At 65.0% G+C, this 16,681-nt stretch carries 16 protein-coding genes and 1 pseudogene; 12 read left to right on the forward strand and 5 right to left on the reverse strand.

The features are described 5' to 3' along the window. Positions 1-22: 22 nt before the first annotated feature. The 5 genes from msrA to rpe all read right to left on the reverse strand — a co-directional run bounded on the left by msrA (position 23) and on the right by rpe (position 5,198). Positions 23-631 (reverse strand): peptide-methionine (S)-S-oxide reductase MsrA, encoded by a 609-nt coding sequence (msrA, locus tag EKN06_RS09005; protein WP_240654706.1) that lies wholly within the window; start codon positions 629-631, stop codon positions 23-25. Positions 632-726: 95 nt separating this feature from the next. After that, positions 727-852 carry a hypothetical protein gene (locus tag EKN06_RS16090; RefSeq protein ID WP_276317278.1) on the reverse strand — a complete coding sequence of 42 codons (126 nt, stop codon included), beginning with the start codon at positions 850-852 and terminating at the stop codon, positions 727-729. Positions 853-956: 104 nt separating this feature from the next. After that, positions 957-2,552 (reverse strand): bifunctional phosphoribosylaminoimidazolecarboxamide formyltransferase/IMP cyclohydrolase, encoded by a 1,596-nt coding sequence (purH, locus tag EKN06_RS09010; RefSeq protein WP_127612568.1) that lies wholly within the window; start codon positions 2,550-2,552, stop codon positions 957-959. A gap of 104 nt (positions 2,553-2,656) precedes the next feature. Next, positions 2,657-4,450, reverse strand: coding sequence for a heparinase II/III family protein (locus EKN06_RS09015; RefSeq protein ID WP_164844011.1), 1,794 nt, complete (start codon positions 4,448-4,450; stop codon positions 2,657-2,659). An 82-nt stretch (positions 4,451-4,532) separates the two neighbouring features. Continuing rightward, the gene (rpe, locus tag EKN06_RS09020; RefSeq protein WP_127612570.1) at positions 4,533-5,198 is read right to left on the reverse strand and encodes a ribulose-phosphate 3-epimerase; all 666 of its coding nucleotides are present in this window, start codon (positions 5,196-5,198) and stop codon (positions 4,533-4,535) included. A 226-nt stretch (positions 5,199-5,424) separates the two neighbouring features. On the opposite strand from rpe, the gene EKN06_RS09025 reads away from it, so the two are divergent. The 12 genes and pseudogenes from EKN06_RS09025 (at position 5,425) to EKN06_RS09075 (ending at position 16,638) form a co-directional block, all read left to right on the forward strand. After that, positions 5,425-6,273 (forward strand): phosphoenolpyruvate carboxykinase (ATP), encoded by an 849-nt coding sequence (locus EKN06_RS09025; RefSeq protein ID WP_127612571.1) that lies wholly within the window; start codon positions 5,425-5,427, stop codon positions 6,271-6,273. Next, positions 6,270-6,545, forward strand: coding sequence for an HPr-rel-A system PqqD family peptide chaperone (locus EKN06_RS09030; protein ID WP_127612572.1), 276 nt, complete (start codon positions 6,270-6,272; stop codon positions 6,543-6,545). The genes EKN06_RS09025 and EKN06_RS09030 overlap by 4 nt, the downstream gene beginning before the upstream one ends. Then, positions 6,542-7,012, forward strand: a complete 471-nt coding sequence (locus tag EKN06_RS09035) for a lasso peptide biosynthesis B2 protein (protein WP_127612573.1) — start codon at positions 6,542-6,544, stop codon at positions 7,010-7,012. The genes EKN06_RS09030 and EKN06_RS09035 overlap by 4 nt, the downstream gene beginning before the upstream one ends. A gap of 81 nt (positions 7,013-7,093) precedes the next feature. Continuing rightward, positions 7,094-7,231, forward strand: coding sequence for a hypothetical protein (locus EKN06_RS15670; protein ID WP_164844012.1), 138 nt, complete (start codon positions 7,094-7,096; stop codon positions 7,229-7,231). Between the two features lie 50 nt (positions 7,232-7,281). Beyond that, positions 7,282-9,186 (forward strand): asparagine synthase-related protein, encoded by a 1,905-nt coding sequence (locus EKN06_RS09040; protein WP_127612574.1) that lies wholly within the window; start codon positions 7,282-7,284, stop codon positions 9,184-9,186. A gap of 52 nt (positions 9,187-9,238) precedes the next feature. Further along, positions 9,239-10,969 carry an ABC transporter ATP-binding protein gene (locus EKN06_RS09045; RefSeq protein WP_164844013.1) on the forward strand — a complete coding sequence of 577 codons (1,731 nt, stop codon included), beginning with the start codon at positions 9,239-9,241 and terminating at the stop codon, positions 10,967-10,969. Beyond that, positions 10,966-12,171, forward strand: a complete 1,206-nt coding sequence (locus EKN06_RS09050) for a nucleotidyltransferase domain-containing protein (protein ID WP_127612576.1) — start codon at positions 10,966-10,968, stop codon at positions 12,169-12,171. Before EKN06_RS09045 ends, EKN06_RS09050 begins: the two co-directional genes overlap by 4 nt. A 183-nt stretch (positions 12,172-12,354) precedes the next feature. Further along, entirely contained in the window at positions 12,355-12,867 is a 513-nt protein-coding gene (locus EKN06_RS09055; protein ID WP_127612577.1) for a DUF2141 domain-containing protein, read from the forward strand. Positions 12,868-12,941: 74 nt separating this feature from the next. Next, a complete protein-coding gene (locus tag EKN06_RS09060) occupies positions 12,942-14,192 on the forward strand; it encodes a M20 metallopeptidase family protein (RefSeq protein ID WP_420810785.1) in 1,251 nt (416 codons plus the stop codon). Positions 14,193-14,637: 445 nt separating this feature from the next. Then, a pseudogene (locus EKN06_RS09065) lies at positions 14,638-14,907 on the forward strand (chloride channel protein); the annotation flags it as partial. Positions 14,908-14,946: 39 nt separating this feature from the next. Further along, the gene (gene mtnP / locus EKN06_RS09070; protein ID WP_127612578.1) at positions 14,947-15,822 is read left to right on the forward strand and encodes an S-methyl-5'-thioadenosine phosphorylase; all 876 of its coding nucleotides are present in this window, start codon (positions 14,947-14,949) and stop codon (positions 15,820-15,822) included. A gap of 123 nt (positions 15,823-15,945) precedes the next feature. After that, on the forward strand, positions 15,946-16,638 hold the full coding sequence (locus EKN06_RS09075; RefSeq protein WP_127612579.1) for a response regulator transcription factor: 693 nt from the start codon (positions 15,946-15,948) through the stop codon (positions 16,636-16,638). Positions 16,639-16,681 lie beyond the last annotated feature (43 nt).

Genomic DNA, 16,681 nt, shown 5'->3' on the forward strand with positions numbered 1-16,681 from the left:
CGCCCTGCCGATGTCGTTCCGTTCAGCCCTTGCGGAACGATGCGCGGTAGTCGTCAGCGAACAGCGATTTGAGCGCGCGGACCTTCGGTGCGTCCCACCTTTGGATGTAAGGGTGGCTCGGGTTCTTCGCCATGAAGTCCTGATGATAATCCTCAGCCGGATAGAACGTCTGCTTCGGCTCGATCTTCGTGACGATTGGCTTCGACCACAGCCCGGCCTTGCCCAGTTGCGCGATGTAGGCCTTGGCGACTTGCGCCTGCTGCGCGTTCACAGGAACGATGGCGCTGCGGTATTGGGTTCCACGGTCGGGGCCTTGGCGGTTCAGCATGGTGGGATCGGCGACGACGGCAAAGAATATGCGCAGCAATTCGTCATAGCGCACGACGGACGGGTCGTATGTGATCCGCACCGCCTCGGCATGGCCGGTGTCGCCTCCGCCAACCGCGCGGTAATTGGCGGTCGCCTTTGTGCCGCCGTGATAGCCAGAAACCGCGCTGGTCACGCCGTTCACATGGCTGAACACACCTTCGACGCCCCAGAAACAGCCACCAGCGAAGATCGCGGTCTTCAGCTTGCCGCTTTCCTTCGCCTGAACTTGCGCGGGCGGCGTGCGGACGACTTCTTCGGCCAACGCAGGCTGTTGGCAAGCGCCAAGCAGCGCCGCACCCAGCGCGAGCGCGGTTAAATGGGAAGGAAGGCGGCGCGTGCCCTTCGGCTCGGAACCGATCAGTTCAGAACCGCTGCAATGGCCTGCATTTCGAACGGAAAGCCCGATGCGATGAACAGCCCGGCCGCTCCCAGAACGAATCCAATCGCGAAATTGCGCACGAGCGCCGAGTCGATGAGTGCCATTGCGAAGTCTTTCCGTTTTATCTGTCACCGCCGTATTAACCATCCAAGCCTGAAGAAAGCGTGAACCCTATGCCACGCTTCCGTTCAGAAGCCTGAACGGCGGATCAATGGCGGAAGTGGCGCATTCCGGTGAAGACCATGGCGATGCCACGTTCGTCAGCGGCGGCGATGACTTCCTCGTCGCGGATCGAACCGCCCGGCTGGATCACCGCGGTTGCCCCCGCTTCGGCGGCGGACAACAGCCCATCGGCAAACGGGAAGAACGCATCCGATGCCACTGCGCTGCCCACCGTCATCGGCGCGGCCCAACCGCAGGTTTCGGCGGCTTCCTGCGCCTTGGCGGCGGCGATGCGCGCCGAATCGCGGCGGTTCATCTGGCCCGCGCCGATCCCGGCGGTCTGTCCATCCTTGGCATAGACGATGGCGTTCGACTTCACATGCCGCGCGACCGTCCACGCAAACAGGCAATCCTTCAATTCCTGCTCGCTCGGCTGGCGCTTGGTCACGACTTTCAGGTCGGCCACGCTCACCGCGCCGGCGTCGCGGTCCTGCACCAGCAATCCGCCCGCGATGACGACCTGATTGACGCCCTTGCGGCGCGGATCGGGAAATCCGTCGGACAACAGCAGCAGGCGCAGGTTCTTCTTCTTGGCGAACACCGCCTTCGCCTCTTCGCTCGCGTCCGGGGCGACGACGACTTCGGTAAAGATCTTGGCGATGGCTTCGGCGGTCGCGACATCCAGCGGGCGGTTCACCGCGACGATGCCGCCGAACGCGGACACGCTGTCGCAGGCCAGCGCCTTGTCCCATGCCTCTGCCAACGTATCGGCAGTGGCGACGCCGCAGGGGTTGGCGTGTTTCACGATCACGACGGTCGGCGGGCCGTCACGGAATTCCGCGCACAGTTCGAGAGCGGCGTTCGCGTCGTTGTAGTTGTTGTACGAAAGCTCCTTGCCCTGCACTTGCACCGCTTGCGGCAAGCCGGACACGTGCGGGCCTTCGGGAACGTAGAGCGCCGCGTCCTGATGCGGGTTTTCGCCATAGCGCAGCGTGGACACGAGTTTCGACGCCATCGCCCGGCGCGGCGGGAATTTCTGGTCCTGATCGACATAGGCAAACCACTGGCTGATCGCGGCGTCATAGGCGGCGGTCGCGGCGAACGCCTTGGCGGCCAGCATCTTGCGGAACACCAGCCCGGTCGCGCCGACGCTGGAATCCAGTTCGGTGATCAGCGCGCCGTAATCCGCCGGATCGGTCAGAATGGCGACGTAATCGTGGTTCTTCGCCGCCGAACGCACCATCGAAGGGCCGCCGATGTCGATGTTTTCAATCACCGTTTCGCGATCCGCGCCGCTGGCGACAGTCTGCTGGAACGGGTAGAGATTGACGACCACGAGATCGATCGCGCCGATCCCGTGCGCTTCCATCGCGGCGGCGTGTTCGGGATTGTCGCGCACCGCCAGAAGCCCGCCATGAACCATCGGGTGCAGCGTCTTGACCCGCCCGTCCATCATTTCGGGAAAGCCGGTGATGTCGGACACGTCCTTCACGTCCAGCCCAGCCTCGCGCAGCGCCTTGGCCGTGCCGCCGGTCGACACCAGTTCGACCTTGCGTGCGACCAGCGCCTTGCCCAGGTCTACCAGCCCCGTCTTGTCCGACACCGACAGGAGTGCGCGGCGGACAGTGATCGGTTTTTCCATGGAACGGGCCTTTCGGGGGAGTACGCATTACGGCGGTAATGGCTGCGCCTCTAGGGCGTCGTCCCGCTGCCTGCAAGAACCCGAATGGCGGATTTGCGCGGGGTTTACCCCATCCGGCGGAATGACCACCCGATTTTTCCACCCTCTCGCCCGACTTGGCCGGTCACGATCAGCTGACGGATCTGGCGCGGGTGACCCCCGGCGTCGATCCACAGCGATTCTTCGACCGCCATGTTCAGCGCCAGCCCCTCGCCATCGGCGCGAAATTGCCAATAACCCCCTTCGGGCATGGCCAGCGCCCAACCGCGCCCGCTGTCGCCGCTCAACTCATGGCCGATCTCGATGCCCTGACCCAGATGGAAGTGGATCGCAAAACCGTGCTCGCCCCGCTTCGCCTTGCGCCCGCGCGGCATCAGCCGATCCTCGCCATCCAGCGCCGTGCCGTCGGGCGAAAGGGCGAGACTGCGTTCGTGGTAAAGTCCGTGCCGGGCGGCATAACCGTCGTGCGATGCGGTCAGCACCGTGCGCCCGCCATCGTGGCTGCGATCGAACGTCACCGCTTTTACGCCCGAACCCAGCTTGCCCTGCGGTTCGACCGGGGTCGAATCCGCGTCGCCCAGCGTCAGCGTCGAATGCGCTGCGCTCGACCGCAGGCCATCTTCGATCCGGCGCGGCACCGCAGCGCCGGCAAGCGCGGCGCCGCCGCAATTGACGACAATGCGCTGATCGCGGTGGCTGAATTCGAACGCGAGGGTGGAGGCGCAGGCCCCGCGCGCTTCGCGTGCCCCCGGCGGCGGGGCGGCATCGAACTGGACGACTGACTGGCGCGCGTGAAGCCGATGATAGCCCCAGTGCTGCGCATCGTGCAGCGGCCGCGCACGCGGTTCGGCGGCTTCGACCAACATGGCGACGCGTTCTGGCAAAATCGGCACCCCGCCCTGCCAGCTGCCCAGCGAACCGTCGGCATGGGTCAGCGACAATAGCGCGGGCGTCATCAGCGAAAGCATGACCTGGATCTGTTCGGGCGGATCGCGGCGACACGCGCGGTAACAGGCGATCAGCCGCAGCAGCAGCGTGATCGTGTCGACCTGTTCGACCGGGGAGCGGGACAGCAAGCCGCCATCCTCTCCCATCGCGTCGCCCAGCGCGGCGATCAACCCGGCTTCGCCATAAAGCCGGCGCGGCTTGCCATCGGGCAGCAACAGGCCGGCTGCCGTAATCGCGGCCCACGCGGGCAGGATTTCGCGCGACGGAAGCGAGCGTGCCGCCTGACGGTCGAGCCACAGCGCGCTTTTCGCAATGTGCTTGAGCATGCTGGCGCGAAACGCCCGGTCGCTGCCCGAAAGGATCAGCGGTGCATGGACCAGCCAGTTCAGCACGCGCAGGCCGGTATAGCCGACGTCCCATGCCGGACCCTCGCCGATTTCGCCGTTCACCAACAACCAGCGGCGCAGGATATCTTCGCTCACGGACGCGACCTTGTCCCGCGTTCCCGCAGCCTCAAGATCGGCGAGCCAGGTATAACCGTGTATCGCCCGCGCAACCGGCGGCGCAAGCGCTGTGCTGGCATAATCGGCTGTATCCGTACCGATCCGCTTGCCCGCAATCAGGAAGTGTCCGGCGCGGAGGGCCATGCCCGCCGCTCGTTCACCGGGCAAGGGTTCGTCGACAGTCGCCAAAAGGCGCAGGCGCGACGGCTTGTGAAACGGCCGCACGAGGTTGCGCGCCGGAACGCCACGCGCATAAAGAAAGCGCATCGCCCCGTCGATCATGCCAAGCCGGGGCGGCGAAATATCGGCCAGCGTCGGCTCGCCCGAAAGATCCGCACCGATGGTCGCAGCGGTCACTGCATTTGCGGGCGATTCGACGAGCCCGCCGTCATCCCGAGTGGCGTTCAAGGGTATCGCCTTTCGCCCCGGCGCAACGCCATTCCAACCGGCGCGTCGTCCAAGGCTTTCCGGCTCGACCCCCATCGCGCCATCAGCCCCCCGCCGCCTTCAGCGCGGCGATGTTCGCCGCATACATGTCCGGCCCGCCCTTGAACGTTGCGGACCCGGCGACAAGCACGTCGGCCCCTGCATCGACGCACAGCTTGGCGATTTCGGCATTGACGCCGCCGTCGACTTCGAGGTGGATGGCGCGGCCGGTCTTGTCGATCATCTTGCGCACCGCCTCGATCTTGCGAAGCTGCGAATGGATGAAGCTTTGTCCGCCGAAACCGGGGTTCACGCTCATGACCAGGACAAGGTCGATGTCGTCGATCAGGTAGTCGAGCATCTTGGCCGGCGTCGCGGGATTGAGCGATATGCCCGCCTTGCAGCCCAGCGCCTTGATCGCCTGCACCGTGCGATGGACATGCGGCCCCGCTTCGGGATGGACGGTGATGATGTCCGCGCCCGCTGCGGCAAATTCTTCGAGATAAAGGTCCACCGGACTGATCATCAGGTGAACGTCGAATATCTTGGCCGTGTGGGGGCGCAAGGCTTTTACCACCGCGGGACCGATAGTGATGTTGGGCACGAAATGCCCGTCCATGACGTCGACGTGGATCCAGTCGGCGCCAGCCGCGTCGATGGCGGCCACTTCCTCCCCCAATCTGGCGAAATCGGCGGAAAGGATGGACGGAGAGATGAGAGGTGCAGGCATGCGTTGCGAACTACCGCAGGCAAGGCAGCAGCCACAAGCGCAATCGCCGCGCTTTCCACATCGCAGCCCGATGTGCCACGCGCACCGACCGCAGAACCCGCGATCTGACCCGCCCCGGCACAGGCATCATGCATCTGCTTGTTTTTGCTCAAGCCAATGGTTAATTCCAACCCGGTTGCCGGACGCTTGGGGGCGTATGACAGGGGCAACCTGTTTCTGGGGTGCAATGACCGAACTAACTCCCGCAATGCTGATGATGCGAGAGTGTCGCGTTCGCGAAGGCATCGTTCCCGATACCCTAGCCGGAATGCGCATTGCCGTGGGCAAGAACGATATGGTGGGCGAAGAATTCCTGCTGCGCGACGATGGCCTTGCCATTTATTACAGGCGCGGCGACGGCGTGACTGTGCAGCTCGACGACCAGAGCAAGGCCGGAATGCTCGAACTGTTCCTGTCCGGCACCGTGCACAGCGCGATCGCGGCGCTGAACGGACTGACCCCGATCCACGCATCGGCGGTCGCCATCGACGGCAGGGCATTCGCATTTTCGGGCGCGTCGGGCGCGGGCAAGTCGACCACTGCCGCAGCGTTGCGGCAGCGCGGGCTTCCGATTGTGGCCGACGATACGCTGGTCGTGGATCTTTCCACGCCCGCCCCCAACTGCCTGCCGGGGCACAAGCGGTTGAAGCTCTGGCCGGATTCGCTGGCCCTGACCGGTCTGCCCAGCCTGCAACTGGTATCCGAAGATTATAGGAAGTTCTTTGCGACCGACAGCGGCAGCGATGTCGACGCGCCACTGCCGCTGGCCGCCATCATCGGGTTGGAAATCGGCGAAGATCCGTCGTTCGAGCCTGTTCGCGGAGCGCAGCGCATCACATTACTGGATGACGACCATTATACCGCCTACCTTCATTCGTCGGCCCGGGGGCACGACCGCGCCGGACGGCTCGCCGCGCTGGCGGCTCTGGCCAACCGGATCGAAGTCTTTCGCTTCGTCCGCCCGCTCGACCCGGCACGTTTTACCGAATCGATCGATCTCCTGATCGATCGGCTGTCACAGGTTTCCTCACGATGACGATAATCAGCAAATGCGAAGGCCGCTATGTCGAGACGGAAGTCGATGGCGAACTGGTCTTGATGAACACCGCAACCGGCCGCTTCTATGCGCTTGAAACCAGCGCGCTTGCCATCTGGCGCAGCATCGACGGCCAAAGCAGCCGCGCGCAGATCGCCGCCGCGCTGGCACGCGAATTCAACGTGGCGGAAGAAACGGTGGCGACGGACATGGCCGCCTTCCTGGCCGATCTGACCGATGCCGGGCTTATCGAGGAAAAGGCCGGGGCGTGATCCGCGTCCGCCTGCGCACGCTGGAGGCGATGGCGCTGGCGCTGATCGCGCGGCTGCTGATACGGTTTGTCCCGCTGGCCAGGTGGAGCCAGTTGCTGGGCGAATCGATCCCTGCGGGACAGTCCGCCGACATCGCCGATCATGACGAAACCGCCGATACCCAAACGGATGAAATGGTGCGCGCCTGCGCTGCGGCGGTCCGTCGCGCGACCATGCGGATGCCCGGGACGATTTGCCTTCCCCAAGCGATCGCGCTGCAATGGATGCTGGCGCGGCGGCGCATCGGATCGGCCATAATCCTTGGATTCGTTCCGTTGGCGCGCAGAGGAGTAGGTGACGATCTGCACGCCTGGGTCGAATGGAATGGGCGCAAGATCATCGGTGACACGGGTGATGCGCATGCCAGACTGTTACAATTCAGGACAAGTTACGATTCCGGTGATTGCAACAGCGGGACTTTTTGCTAGAGACTCTGTCGTGAATGCAATTGGTTAACGGGTCGTTTCCTTTTTGGGAGCGGCCATTTTTACAACTGGGGGAAACGGGTCATGCAGAACACTTCCAAGCGCAGCTGGAACAAGCCGGAACTGAAAAAGGTCGGCACGTTGCACGACGTCGCAGGCACCGGCATTGCTTCTGACCAGAGCGTGGGCAACGCGCAGGGCGTCGGCAACGGCCGTAGCTGACCTGTGCATGACCTTGGCGCCTGATTGGCGCCGGTTCTAACGATTTCATCATGATCGCGGCAGGAATCGATTGGGGGAACGACCCTCTTATCGACTTGTCGCGCATCGTGTCGGGCGTTCCCTCGGTTCTTGGGGGCGCTTCGTTCGTTGCGAATCTTGGCAACGGCGTCCTGATCGACACCGGCAAAGATCGGACATTCCAATCCGATACTTGCGGACATCCGCCCTTTTCATCGGCTGATCGGGTCTTGCGCGCACCTTCCGGGGCGCCCGTCCTCTTCAATGGCTGGCTCGACAATCATGCCACGATGGCCCGCGAGCTGGATTTACCTTCCGACGTACCGGCCGCGACGATCTATGGCGCTGCGGTAGAGGCGTGGGGGATCGAGGCGGAACGACGCCTGATCGGCGACTATGCCGCCGTGATGATCCCGGCCGACGGTGTCCTGCGCATGGCCCGCGCGCCGTGGTCGTCTCGCGGGCTTTTCTGGGCCGCATCCGGTGCCGCAATGGTCGCGGCATCGACGCTGAAGCCGATATTCGCCGCGGGATTCGTAAAACGCGCCAACCCCGATCGCTATGCCGAAATGCTCTACGGACTGGCCGACACTTGGGGCGACCGACATTTCTATGACGGCATCCACGCCGTTCCGCAGGGCTCGGTCGTCACGGTCGATCATGGGCGGGCATCGAGCGTCCAATGGTACGATCCGCACGCTCTCGCCCCGGTCAGGTTTTCGCATGATCGCGAATATGTCGATGCGGCCACCGGACTGCTCGCCGAAGCCGTCGAATCGGCGCTGCGCTCCTCGCGCAAGCCGGGAATCCTGCTGTCGGGCGGCCTCGATTCGCCGATCGTCGCGGCCGAAATGCTGCGGCAGTTGCCCACCGGACGCCGGCTGAAAAGCTTTACGTTCGAACCTTTGGCTGGCGAGCACGAACCGGCATTGTCGGGCCATTTCCATTCCGATCGCCCGGCCGTCGAACGGTTTGCCGCGATGCACCCCGCGCTCGATCCGCAATTCGTGGATAATGGCGGTATCGCGTTCGGCAACAGGCTTGATGACATGTTCCGGGCATCCGACGCGGCCTATCCGGGCCTTGTCGCCACGGAATTTCATGGGCCATGGCAGGCCGCCGCCGATGCGGGGTGCGATTGGCTGTTCACGGCCGACTTCGGAAACCAGACTTTCAGCTGCGACGGGCGCTGGGCCTTTGTCGAATTCCTGCGGACCGGACAGTTTGGCGAATTGATGCGATTGTTGCGCGACACTCCGGGCGACGATCGGCCGATGTTGCGCAGGCTGGCGACGCGGTCGATCCTGCCCAACCTGCCTGCCGCGATGCGTGCCGCCTTGCGCACGTTGGTCCACGGCAGTCCGCATCGGCCGCTCGTCCGCCGCGAAGTCGTCGAACGGCTCGACCTCGAAACACGTTATCGGAAACGTTACGGCGACCGCGAATGGGTGCGCAGCCGCGCCGATTTCATCGACGATGCCTGGCAATCGCTTTCGGGCGGGACCGAGATGCTGGCCGCTGTCGAACAGATGCACGGTTTTCGCATGCGTGCGGTGCCGCAATATCGGCCGCTCATCGAATTCAGCCTGTCGATCCCGACCGATCAGTTCGTGCGCGGCGGCACCAGCCGCTGGCTCGCGCGGCGCATGGCACAAGGGCGCATGCCCGAACAACAGCGGTTGAACACGCGATACGGGCGCCACGGCGTCGACTGGCACCAGCGCAATACGCCAAGGATAGCCGAAATGCGCATGGAGCTGGAACGGTTGGCCGACGACCCGTTGATGAGCGCCATCATCGACGTGGATCGTGCCGTCGACCTGCTCGACGAATGGCCGGATCGCCCTACCTATCGCGGCAAGCTGGAAGTCTTCATGCCGACCGCCGCCGCCATCGTGGCCGGACGTTTCGCGCGCTATGTCGAAGGGCGTAACTAAGCAATGGCCTGCCGTTTGGCCATGCTCTGCGCGCCCGCCGCACATACCTTGCGTGACGCAGCGCGCCGCAATCGCTAGAGCGGCGATCATGAACGGCCCGGCCATCACCATCCTGCGCGGCTTGCCCGTGCCGCAACTGGCGGGCCTGCTGATGCTGATGCTGGGCGTGGCGCTGACCGAAGGCGTGGGCATTCTGGCGCTCGTGCCGATGCTGGCCCTGCTTGGACAGGCGGCTTCGGCCCTGCCGTCGTGGGCCGAACCGTTTGCGCGACTGGTCGATCTGCCGATGCTGCTGGTGTTCTTCGTGGCGCTGGTCGCCGGACGCGCAGCGCTGCAATTCGCGCTGTCGCTGGCGCAACAGCGGGCGCAGCTGAAGCTCATCGACCGATGGCGCCACGAAGTTTTCGCCGCTCTCGTCCGCGCCAACTGGCGCACACTTTCGGCGATGCGCCGATCCGATCACGTCAGCCTGATCGTCACCAGCATCGACCGGCTGGGCTACGGCTTTTCCAACCTGCTGCAGATCATCGCGATGGCAGTGACGCTGGGCGCGATCTGGATCGTCGCCCTGTGGCTGGCCCCGGCGCTGGCGGCGGTGGCAGTTGTTGGCGGATTAATCGTGATCGCAGGGTTCATCCCATTGAAGCGCAAGGCGCACCGGTTGGGCGTCGCGCTGGGCCAGCGTTATGCCGCGGTGCAAGGATCGCTGGACGAATCGCTGCGGGCCATGCGCCTGATCAAGAGCCATGGGCGCGAAGCGGCGGCCATCGCCACGATGCAGGGCGGGATGACCGAGCTGCGATCGGCACAGATCGCTTTTCACAAGGCTGCTTCGCGTAGCCGCGCGTTGCTTCATGTCGGCGCGGCGATCTTGCTGGCGACGATCATCGCGCTGGCCAGCGCGCGCGACGTGCCGACGTCGGTGCTGTTGCCGTTGATCGTGTTGTTCGGCCGTTCGGTCCCGCTGCTCGACGCGCTGCAGCAGGGGACTCAGCAATGGGCCCACTCCGCCCCCGCGCTGGCAGAGGCGCAGGCGGTGCTCGACACTGCCCGTGCCGGCGCGGAACCGCCGGTCGGCGATGCGCTGCCTGTCGTGCCTCGTCAGTCGATCGCGCTCGACAATGCCACGATCGATCACGATGGCCGCCATCGCCCCGCCGTCGACGCGATCACGCTGACGCTGCCCGTCGCCACGACGACCGCGTTGGTCGGACCGTCCGGCGCGGGGAAAAGCACGCTGGCCGACCTGTTCGGCGGGCTGCTCGAACCCGATGGCGGCGATCTTGTCGTGGATGGCAAACGGTTGCGCGGCGAAGGCACGGTGCACTGGCGCCGATCGGTCGCTTACGTCCATCAGGAACCGGTGCTGTTCCCCGCATCCATCCGCGAAAACATGCTCTGGGCCGAACCCGATGCTTCCGATCCGCAAATCGAAACGGCCCTGCGCGACGCGGCGGCGGGTTTCGTCTTCGACCTGCCGTCGGGTGTGGACACGTTCGTCGGCGACGCAGGTTGCCAGCTTTCGGGTGGGGAGCGGCAGCGGATCGCTCTTGCCCGCGCATTGTTGCGCGACCCCGCACTGCTGATCCTAGACGAAGCGACAAGCGCGCTCGATGCCGCGAGCGAGGCGGCGATTGCCGATGCCATTGGCCGGATGAAGGGCGTTCGCACGGTGCTGATCGTCGCCCATCGCGGGATGCTGACCGATCTTGCCGACAGGATCGTCCATATGCGCGACGGGCGGATCGAACACGTCGAAAACCGCCGGAAGGTCGTCGCATGACGCTGACCCTGACAGAGCGAAAAAGCCTGCTGCTCGCTCTTGCCGGACCGGCGCATCCCGCGCCCGATGCGCCGCTTATCGAACGGCTGGACGACGACGACTGGCTGGCGATCGATGCCATGGCGGCGCAGCACCGGCTGATGCCGTGGCTGCATCACCGCAACCGTGGCGGCACGCTTCCGGTTGCTGTCCCGGCCGCAATTGCCGACCGTTGGAAGGAAACCTATCGCGACGCCGCAATCGGCGCGCTGACCGCTCAGGCAGCGCTGGTCCGGCTGGCCACGGCGTTCGGCGCCGCTGGCGTGCCGATGGTCGCGTTAAAGGGGTCGCGGCTCGCCTTTTTCGATTACCCAGAAGCCGCACTGCGCCCGATGCGCGATATCGACATCCTCGTCGCGCCCGAACGTCTGGCCGACGCGATCGATGCCATGGCCGATGCCGGGTGCGCGGTGCCCGCCGACCGCGATGCCGCGATCGCAAGGGCGCTGGATGGCGACAAGCACCTCGATGCCATCGAATTGCCTGATTGCCAGCGGTTCGTCGAATTGCATCACCGCATCGCCGAACCCGGCCTGCCGTGCATCCCGACTGGCGACCTGCTCGGCAATGCGCACATCGACCGGCTTGGCGGCGCGGCGGTGGCCTTTCCATCGTCCGAACACATGCTGGGCCATCTCGTGCTTCACGCGGTTTACAATCACAGGTTCGACTGCGGTCCGCTCGCGCTCGTCGATATCGGGATGTTGCTGGCGAACGAGGCGATCGAGCCGCGACGGTTCATCGACATGGCTCAGACGGGCGGCTGGCTGCCGGGCGCGCGGCTGGTGCTGGCGCTGGTGGACAGGTTCATGGGGCCGACCGGGCTCGACATCGGACAGGGGTCCGTGCCGGGCGCGATCATCGCCGAAAGCGAAAGCCTGCTGCTGCAGGATTTCGACCAGCGGCAACAGGTGCTGCTGGCCAGCCAATCTGCCAACGCGGGACTGGCTTCGACCGTAGTTTCGCGCCTTTTCCGGGGACTTTCCCGACGCCCGGCAGAGGGGCGGCTCCACTGGCTATTCTCTCGCGCAAACCGCACGATCCGTCAGGCCAGCGACCCGCGCGCCCGGTCCGAAGCGGCAGCGGGTGCGTCGCTGGCCAGATGGTTGGGCCACGATATGGGTGGCAAGGACCGGCCGACCCGTCCACAGGATGAAGGGTGAATTCAGCGCATATTCACGGCCTTGCACCTAATCCGCATGTCAAGTTGCCGGTATGGCGCAGTCCCGCACGGATTGCGTTCGGCCGGTTCACGGGGGCGACAGCACGGGTTGCATGCGCAAGGCAGCGCATCCACCTTTGCGCCTTGTCCCCCGCATTTTGATGAGTTCGTACCGGAGAATCCGATGATTGCTTCCAATCGCCTATCCAAGACCGTTCGCCGTGTCGCCGGCGGCCTGACCGCTGCCGCGGGCATCGGCGCGCTTGCCATTTTGCCGGCACCGGCGGTGGCCGCGCCCGGCGGATGTCAGGGCGACCTGAGCGGCAAGTCGTGGCTCAACGTCGAGGTGACGGGCGTCAAATCATCCTCGGGCCTGATCGCGGTGACGGTCTATGCCGACGATTCAAGCCGGTTTCTCGTCAGCAAGGGTTCGCTCGACGTCGTGCGGTTCCCGGCGCAAAAGGGCACTTTTCGCGGTTGCGTGAAGCTGCCGTCCACCGGCGTATATGCCATTGCCGTGTATCACGACGAAGACGGTAGCCGGAAACTCAACCGCACCGGCCTCGGATTGCCTGCCGAAGGCTATGGCTTTTCGAACAACCCCAGTACGCTGGCGGGCATCCCGGCATTCCGTTCGGTACGCCTGAACGCGTCGAAGCCGGGGCTGACGACGCGGGTCAACCTCACTTACCCCTGATCCGGATCGATTAATTCGGTAACATCGACGCCCCGGCCGCTCGACATGGCGGCCGGGGCGTCTATCGTTGTGGCATGCGAACATGGACCACGCCTGCGATGAACGACCTCACCAACGACGACCTTTCCGCCGCGTCAGAGGCCATTGGGCCGCAAATCACCGCCCTGCGCCGCGCGATTCATGCCGACCCCGAACTGGGCCTCGAAACCCCGCGCACGATGGCGAAGGTGCGCGAGGCGCTGGCCGACTTGCCGCTTGAATGGCGCGAAGGACCTTCGACCACGGGGCAGGTCGCGGTGCTGAAGGGCGGCGCGCAACGGGAGGGCGAATCATGCCGCCGGGTTCTCTTGCGCGGCGACATGGACGCGCTCCCCATGGGCGAGGAGACGGGGCTGGATTTTGCCTCCGCCATTCCGGGCCGGATGCATGCCTGTGGGCACGACAGCCACACCGCGATGCTGTTCGGCGCGGTCAGGCTGCTGGCGGAACGGGCCGACAGGCTGGCGGGCGAGGTCATGTTCATGTTCCAGCCGGGCGAAGAAGGCTTTGGCGGCGCGCGTCTGATGATCGAGGATGGGCTGATCGAGCCCCTTCCCGACGCAGCCTTTGCCTATCACGTCATTCCCAATGCGCCGTACGGGTTATTCGTCTGTCGCGAAGGGCCGCTGATGGCATCGTCCGATGCGTTCGAGATCGTCGTCACCGGCCGGGGCGGCCATGCGTCGATGCCGCATCATGCCGCCGATCCCCTGCCCGTCGCGTGCGAGATCGTGACCGCGCTGCAGGCAATGGTCACGCGCCGGTTCGCTGTCGCCGACCCCGTTGTCGTCACCGTAACGCAATTCCGCGCGAGCGATGCCGACAACGTCATTTCCGAACGCTGCACCCTGCGCGGCACGATCCGTACGCTTTCGCCCGAAACCCGCGAAAAGGTCCACGCCGCCTGCCGCGATCTGGTCAGCGGCATCGCCACGGCCCACGGCATGAAGGGCGAATTCCTGGTCAGGCAGGGATTCCCCGTCACTCGCAACGATCCCCGCGCCGTGGCGCTGGCGCGCGAGGTGGTGACCGAACGCTTCGGCAGCGAGGCATGGCATGACCTGCCCGACCCGCTGATGACGGCGGAGGATTTCTCCTATGTCCTGCAAGCCGTGCCCGGCGCGATGGTGCTGTTGGGCGCGGCCGATCCCGATGCGGACTGGCAACGCGCGCCCGGCCTGCACAGCCCGCACATGCACATCGACGAACGCATCCTGCCGCGCGGATCGGCGCTGCTGGCGGCGCTGGCCATAAGGACGCTGCACGGCGGGTTGCCTGCTGGCTAGGCATTCGGGCACTGCGCTGGACCCCATTCCCCCGCTAGCTGAGGCGGGGCCGACATAAATCGCCTTCGCCCCTGCCTTCTCATACCCGAACGCCTTTCGCAGGATGTTGGTGATTGGCGCAGACGCGTCGCGACACTGGTCGGCGCGGTCACAATCTGCATCGCCGCGCTGGTGTTCGCGCGGGCCGGCGACTTTCCGCTGCACGATTTCGAATCGCTGGCGGCGCGCTGGGCATGGTTCCCGATTCTGCTGACGCCTGCGGTCTATTTCGCCTGCGCCTGACTGACGCGGCTTGCCGCGCCAGAGGCAGCCGGTTCGGGCATCCTGCAGGTAGTTGCGGCCGTGCGCCATGAAAGCGGGACGGAGCGGTTGTTTTCGCTGAAATCGGGCATTGTAAAGATTTCGCTGACGGTGCTGGCGCTGGCCTGCGGGCCGAGACGCGCGCGGCGTGATCGTGATGCTGGGCATGGTCGCCTATTTCACCGGCGTCGTGTTTGCGCCGGTGAAGGCTGTGATAATACTTACCGAAACAACCGGGAACATCGGCCTGCTGCTGCCGCTGTTCGCCACCGCGCTGCTGGCTGACTGGGCCCGGGCGATGATCTGCTGCGAACGGCTTTATCATGTGCTGGCCAGCGATTTCCTTCCGCCCGAAGACAGGAAGCCCGACGAGGACGAGCCCGAACCGGCCAAGGCGAACCCAGCCGGAAGCTGAACGCTTTATCGCAGTGATCGCCTCGCCTATGGGTCGTGCATGAAAGACAAATGGGTCATCGGCGTCATCGGCGGATCGGGTCTGTATGAGATCGACACGTTACAGGACGCGCAGTGGATTGGCGTGGAATCGCCGTTCGGAAAACCGTCGGACGACATCCTGTTCGGGCGCATCGGCGCGGTCGAATTCCGATTTCTTCCCCGCCATGGGCGCGGGCACCGCATCGCCCCGTCCGATCTTAACGCGCGGGCCAATATCGATGCGCTGAAACGAGCGGGTTGCACCGATCTCCTGGCGATCAGCGCGGTCGGTTCCCTGCGCGAAGAGATCGAGCCGGGGCGCTTCGTCGTCGTCGACCAGTTCATCGACAATACGAAGGGGCGTTCCTCCACCTTCTTCACCACCGGCATGGTAGCGCATGTGTCGATGGCCGATCCGGTCTGTGAACGCATGTCGGCGCTGGCGGGTGCGGCCGTCGTGGCGGCGGGCGGCAAGCTCACGCAGGGCGGCACTTATCTCGCCATGGAGGGGCCGCAGTTTTCGACACGCGCGGAAAGCCATCTCTATCGCCAGTGGGGCGCCGATGTCATCGGCATGACCGCCATGCCAGAGGCGAAGCTGGCGAGAGAGGCGGAGCTGCCCTATGCGCTGGTCGGCATGGCGACCGACTACGATTGCTGGAGAGAGGGCGAAGCCGCCGTCGATGCCAGCACGGTCATCGCGCAAGTCCACGCCAATGCCGCAACCGCGCGCGACACCGTGTTGAGATTTGCCGCATCGTTGCCCGCATCCCGCACACCGTCGCCGATCGACCGGGCGCTGGATCATGCGATGATAACCGCCCCATCGGCCCGCGACCCGGCGGTGATGGCGCGACTGGATGCGGTGGCCGGACGGTTCCTGCGCCCGCGATGACAGTATATTTCATGCAGCTAACGGCACTCTTGCCTAGCATGTGCCGACAGGGCAGCTAGATTACCGATGCCGCCATGCGCTCGATTTCCTGCGCGATCCGGTGGCAAAACAGGGGGACATGTCATGGCCACGACCGGCCTGGACATCTTGCATATCGAAGACGACGCCCGCATCGCGTCGGACCTGCAGCAACTCGTGCGCGCGACGGGCGACCGCGTGACGTGGGAAGCGAACGGGACCGATGGCCTGCGCCGCGCCGGGGTGGGGCAGTTCGATGTCATCATCCTCGATCGCATGTTGCCCGACATCGACGGGCTGACGGTGATCAAGCGGATGCGCGAAAGCGGGATCGGCACGCCGGTGCTCATGCTGTCGGCGCTGGGCCGGACGGTCGACCGGGCCGAAGGGTTGGATGCTGGCGCGGACGATTATCTGGCCAAACCGTTCGAAGCGGCGGAACTGCTCGCCCGCCTGCGCGCGCTGCACCGCCGGGCGTCGGGCCGCGAACACGATGCGATCATCATCCACGGCACGTTCGAATGCCACGTGAAGGCGCGCACCGCCTTTCGCAGCAACCGCCACCTGCCGCTCAGCCCCAAGGAGTTCGAGCTGTTTCGCTATCTCATCGAAAATGCGGGCGAGGTGGTGACGCGCGAAATGCTGTTGCGCGACGTGTGGAAGATGAGCTTCGACCCGCAGACCAACGTCGTCGACGTCAATATCGGCCGCCTGCGCCGCAAGTTGGAGGAAGGTTTCGGATCCCCCGCTCTGGAAACGATCTGGGGTACGGGGTATCGCCTGCTCGACGGCAAGTGAGGCCTGACCGCATTTTGGCGGACGGGAGACTTTGTCGCGGGGG

The organism is Croceicoccus ponticola (assembly GCF_004004515.1).
Lineage (GTDB): Bacteria > Pseudomonadota > Alphaproteobacteria > Sphingomonadales > Sphingomonadaceae > Croceicoccus > Croceicoccus ponticola.

Coding starts and splice junctions, on each gene's coding strand:
- EKN06_RS09030 (WP_127612572.1), top strand. CDS start 6,270: ATGACGATAATCAGCAAATGCGAAGGCCGCTATGTCGAGACGGAAGTC.
- rpe (WP_127612570.1), bottom strand. CDS start 5,198: ATGCCTGCACCTCTCATCTCTCCGTCCATCCTTTCCGCCGATTTCGCC.
- EKN06_RS09040 (WP_127612574.1), top strand. CDS start 7,282: ATGATCGCGGCAGGAATCGATTGGGGGAACGACCCTCTTATCGACTTG.
- EKN06_RS09075 (WP_127612579.1), top strand. CDS start 15,946: ATGGCCACGACCGGCCTGGACATCTTGCATATCGAAGACGACGCCCGC.
- EKN06_RS16090 (WP_276317278.1), bottom strand. CDS start 852: ATGGCACTCATCGACTCGGCGCTCGTGCGCAATTTCGCGATTGGATTC.
- EKN06_RS09050 (WP_127612576.1), top strand. CDS start 10,966: ATGACGCTGACCCTGACAGAGCGAAAAAGCCTGCTGCTCGCTCTTGCC.
- EKN06_RS15670 (WP_164844012.1), top strand. CDS start 7,094: ATGCAGAACACTTCCAAGCGCAGCTGGAACAAGCCGGAACTGAAAAAG.
- EKN06_RS09025 (WP_127612571.1), top strand. CDS start 5,425: ATGACCGAACTAACTCCCGCAATGCTGATGATGCGAGAGTGTCGCGTT.
- EKN06_RS09055 (WP_127612577.1), top strand. CDS start 12,355: ATGATTGCTTCCAATCGCCTATCCAAGACCGTTCGCCGTGTCGCCGGC.
- purH (WP_127612568.1), bottom strand. CDS start 2,552: ATGGAAAAACCGATCACTGTCCGCCGCGCACTCCTGTCGGTGTCGGAC.
- mtnP (WP_127612578.1), top strand. CDS start 14,947: ATGAAAGACAAATGGGTCATCGGCGTCATCGGCGGATCGGGTCTGTAT.
- EKN06_RS09060 (WP_420810785.1), top strand. CDS start 12,942: ATGCGAACATGGACCACGCCTGCGATGAACGACCTCACCAACGACGAC.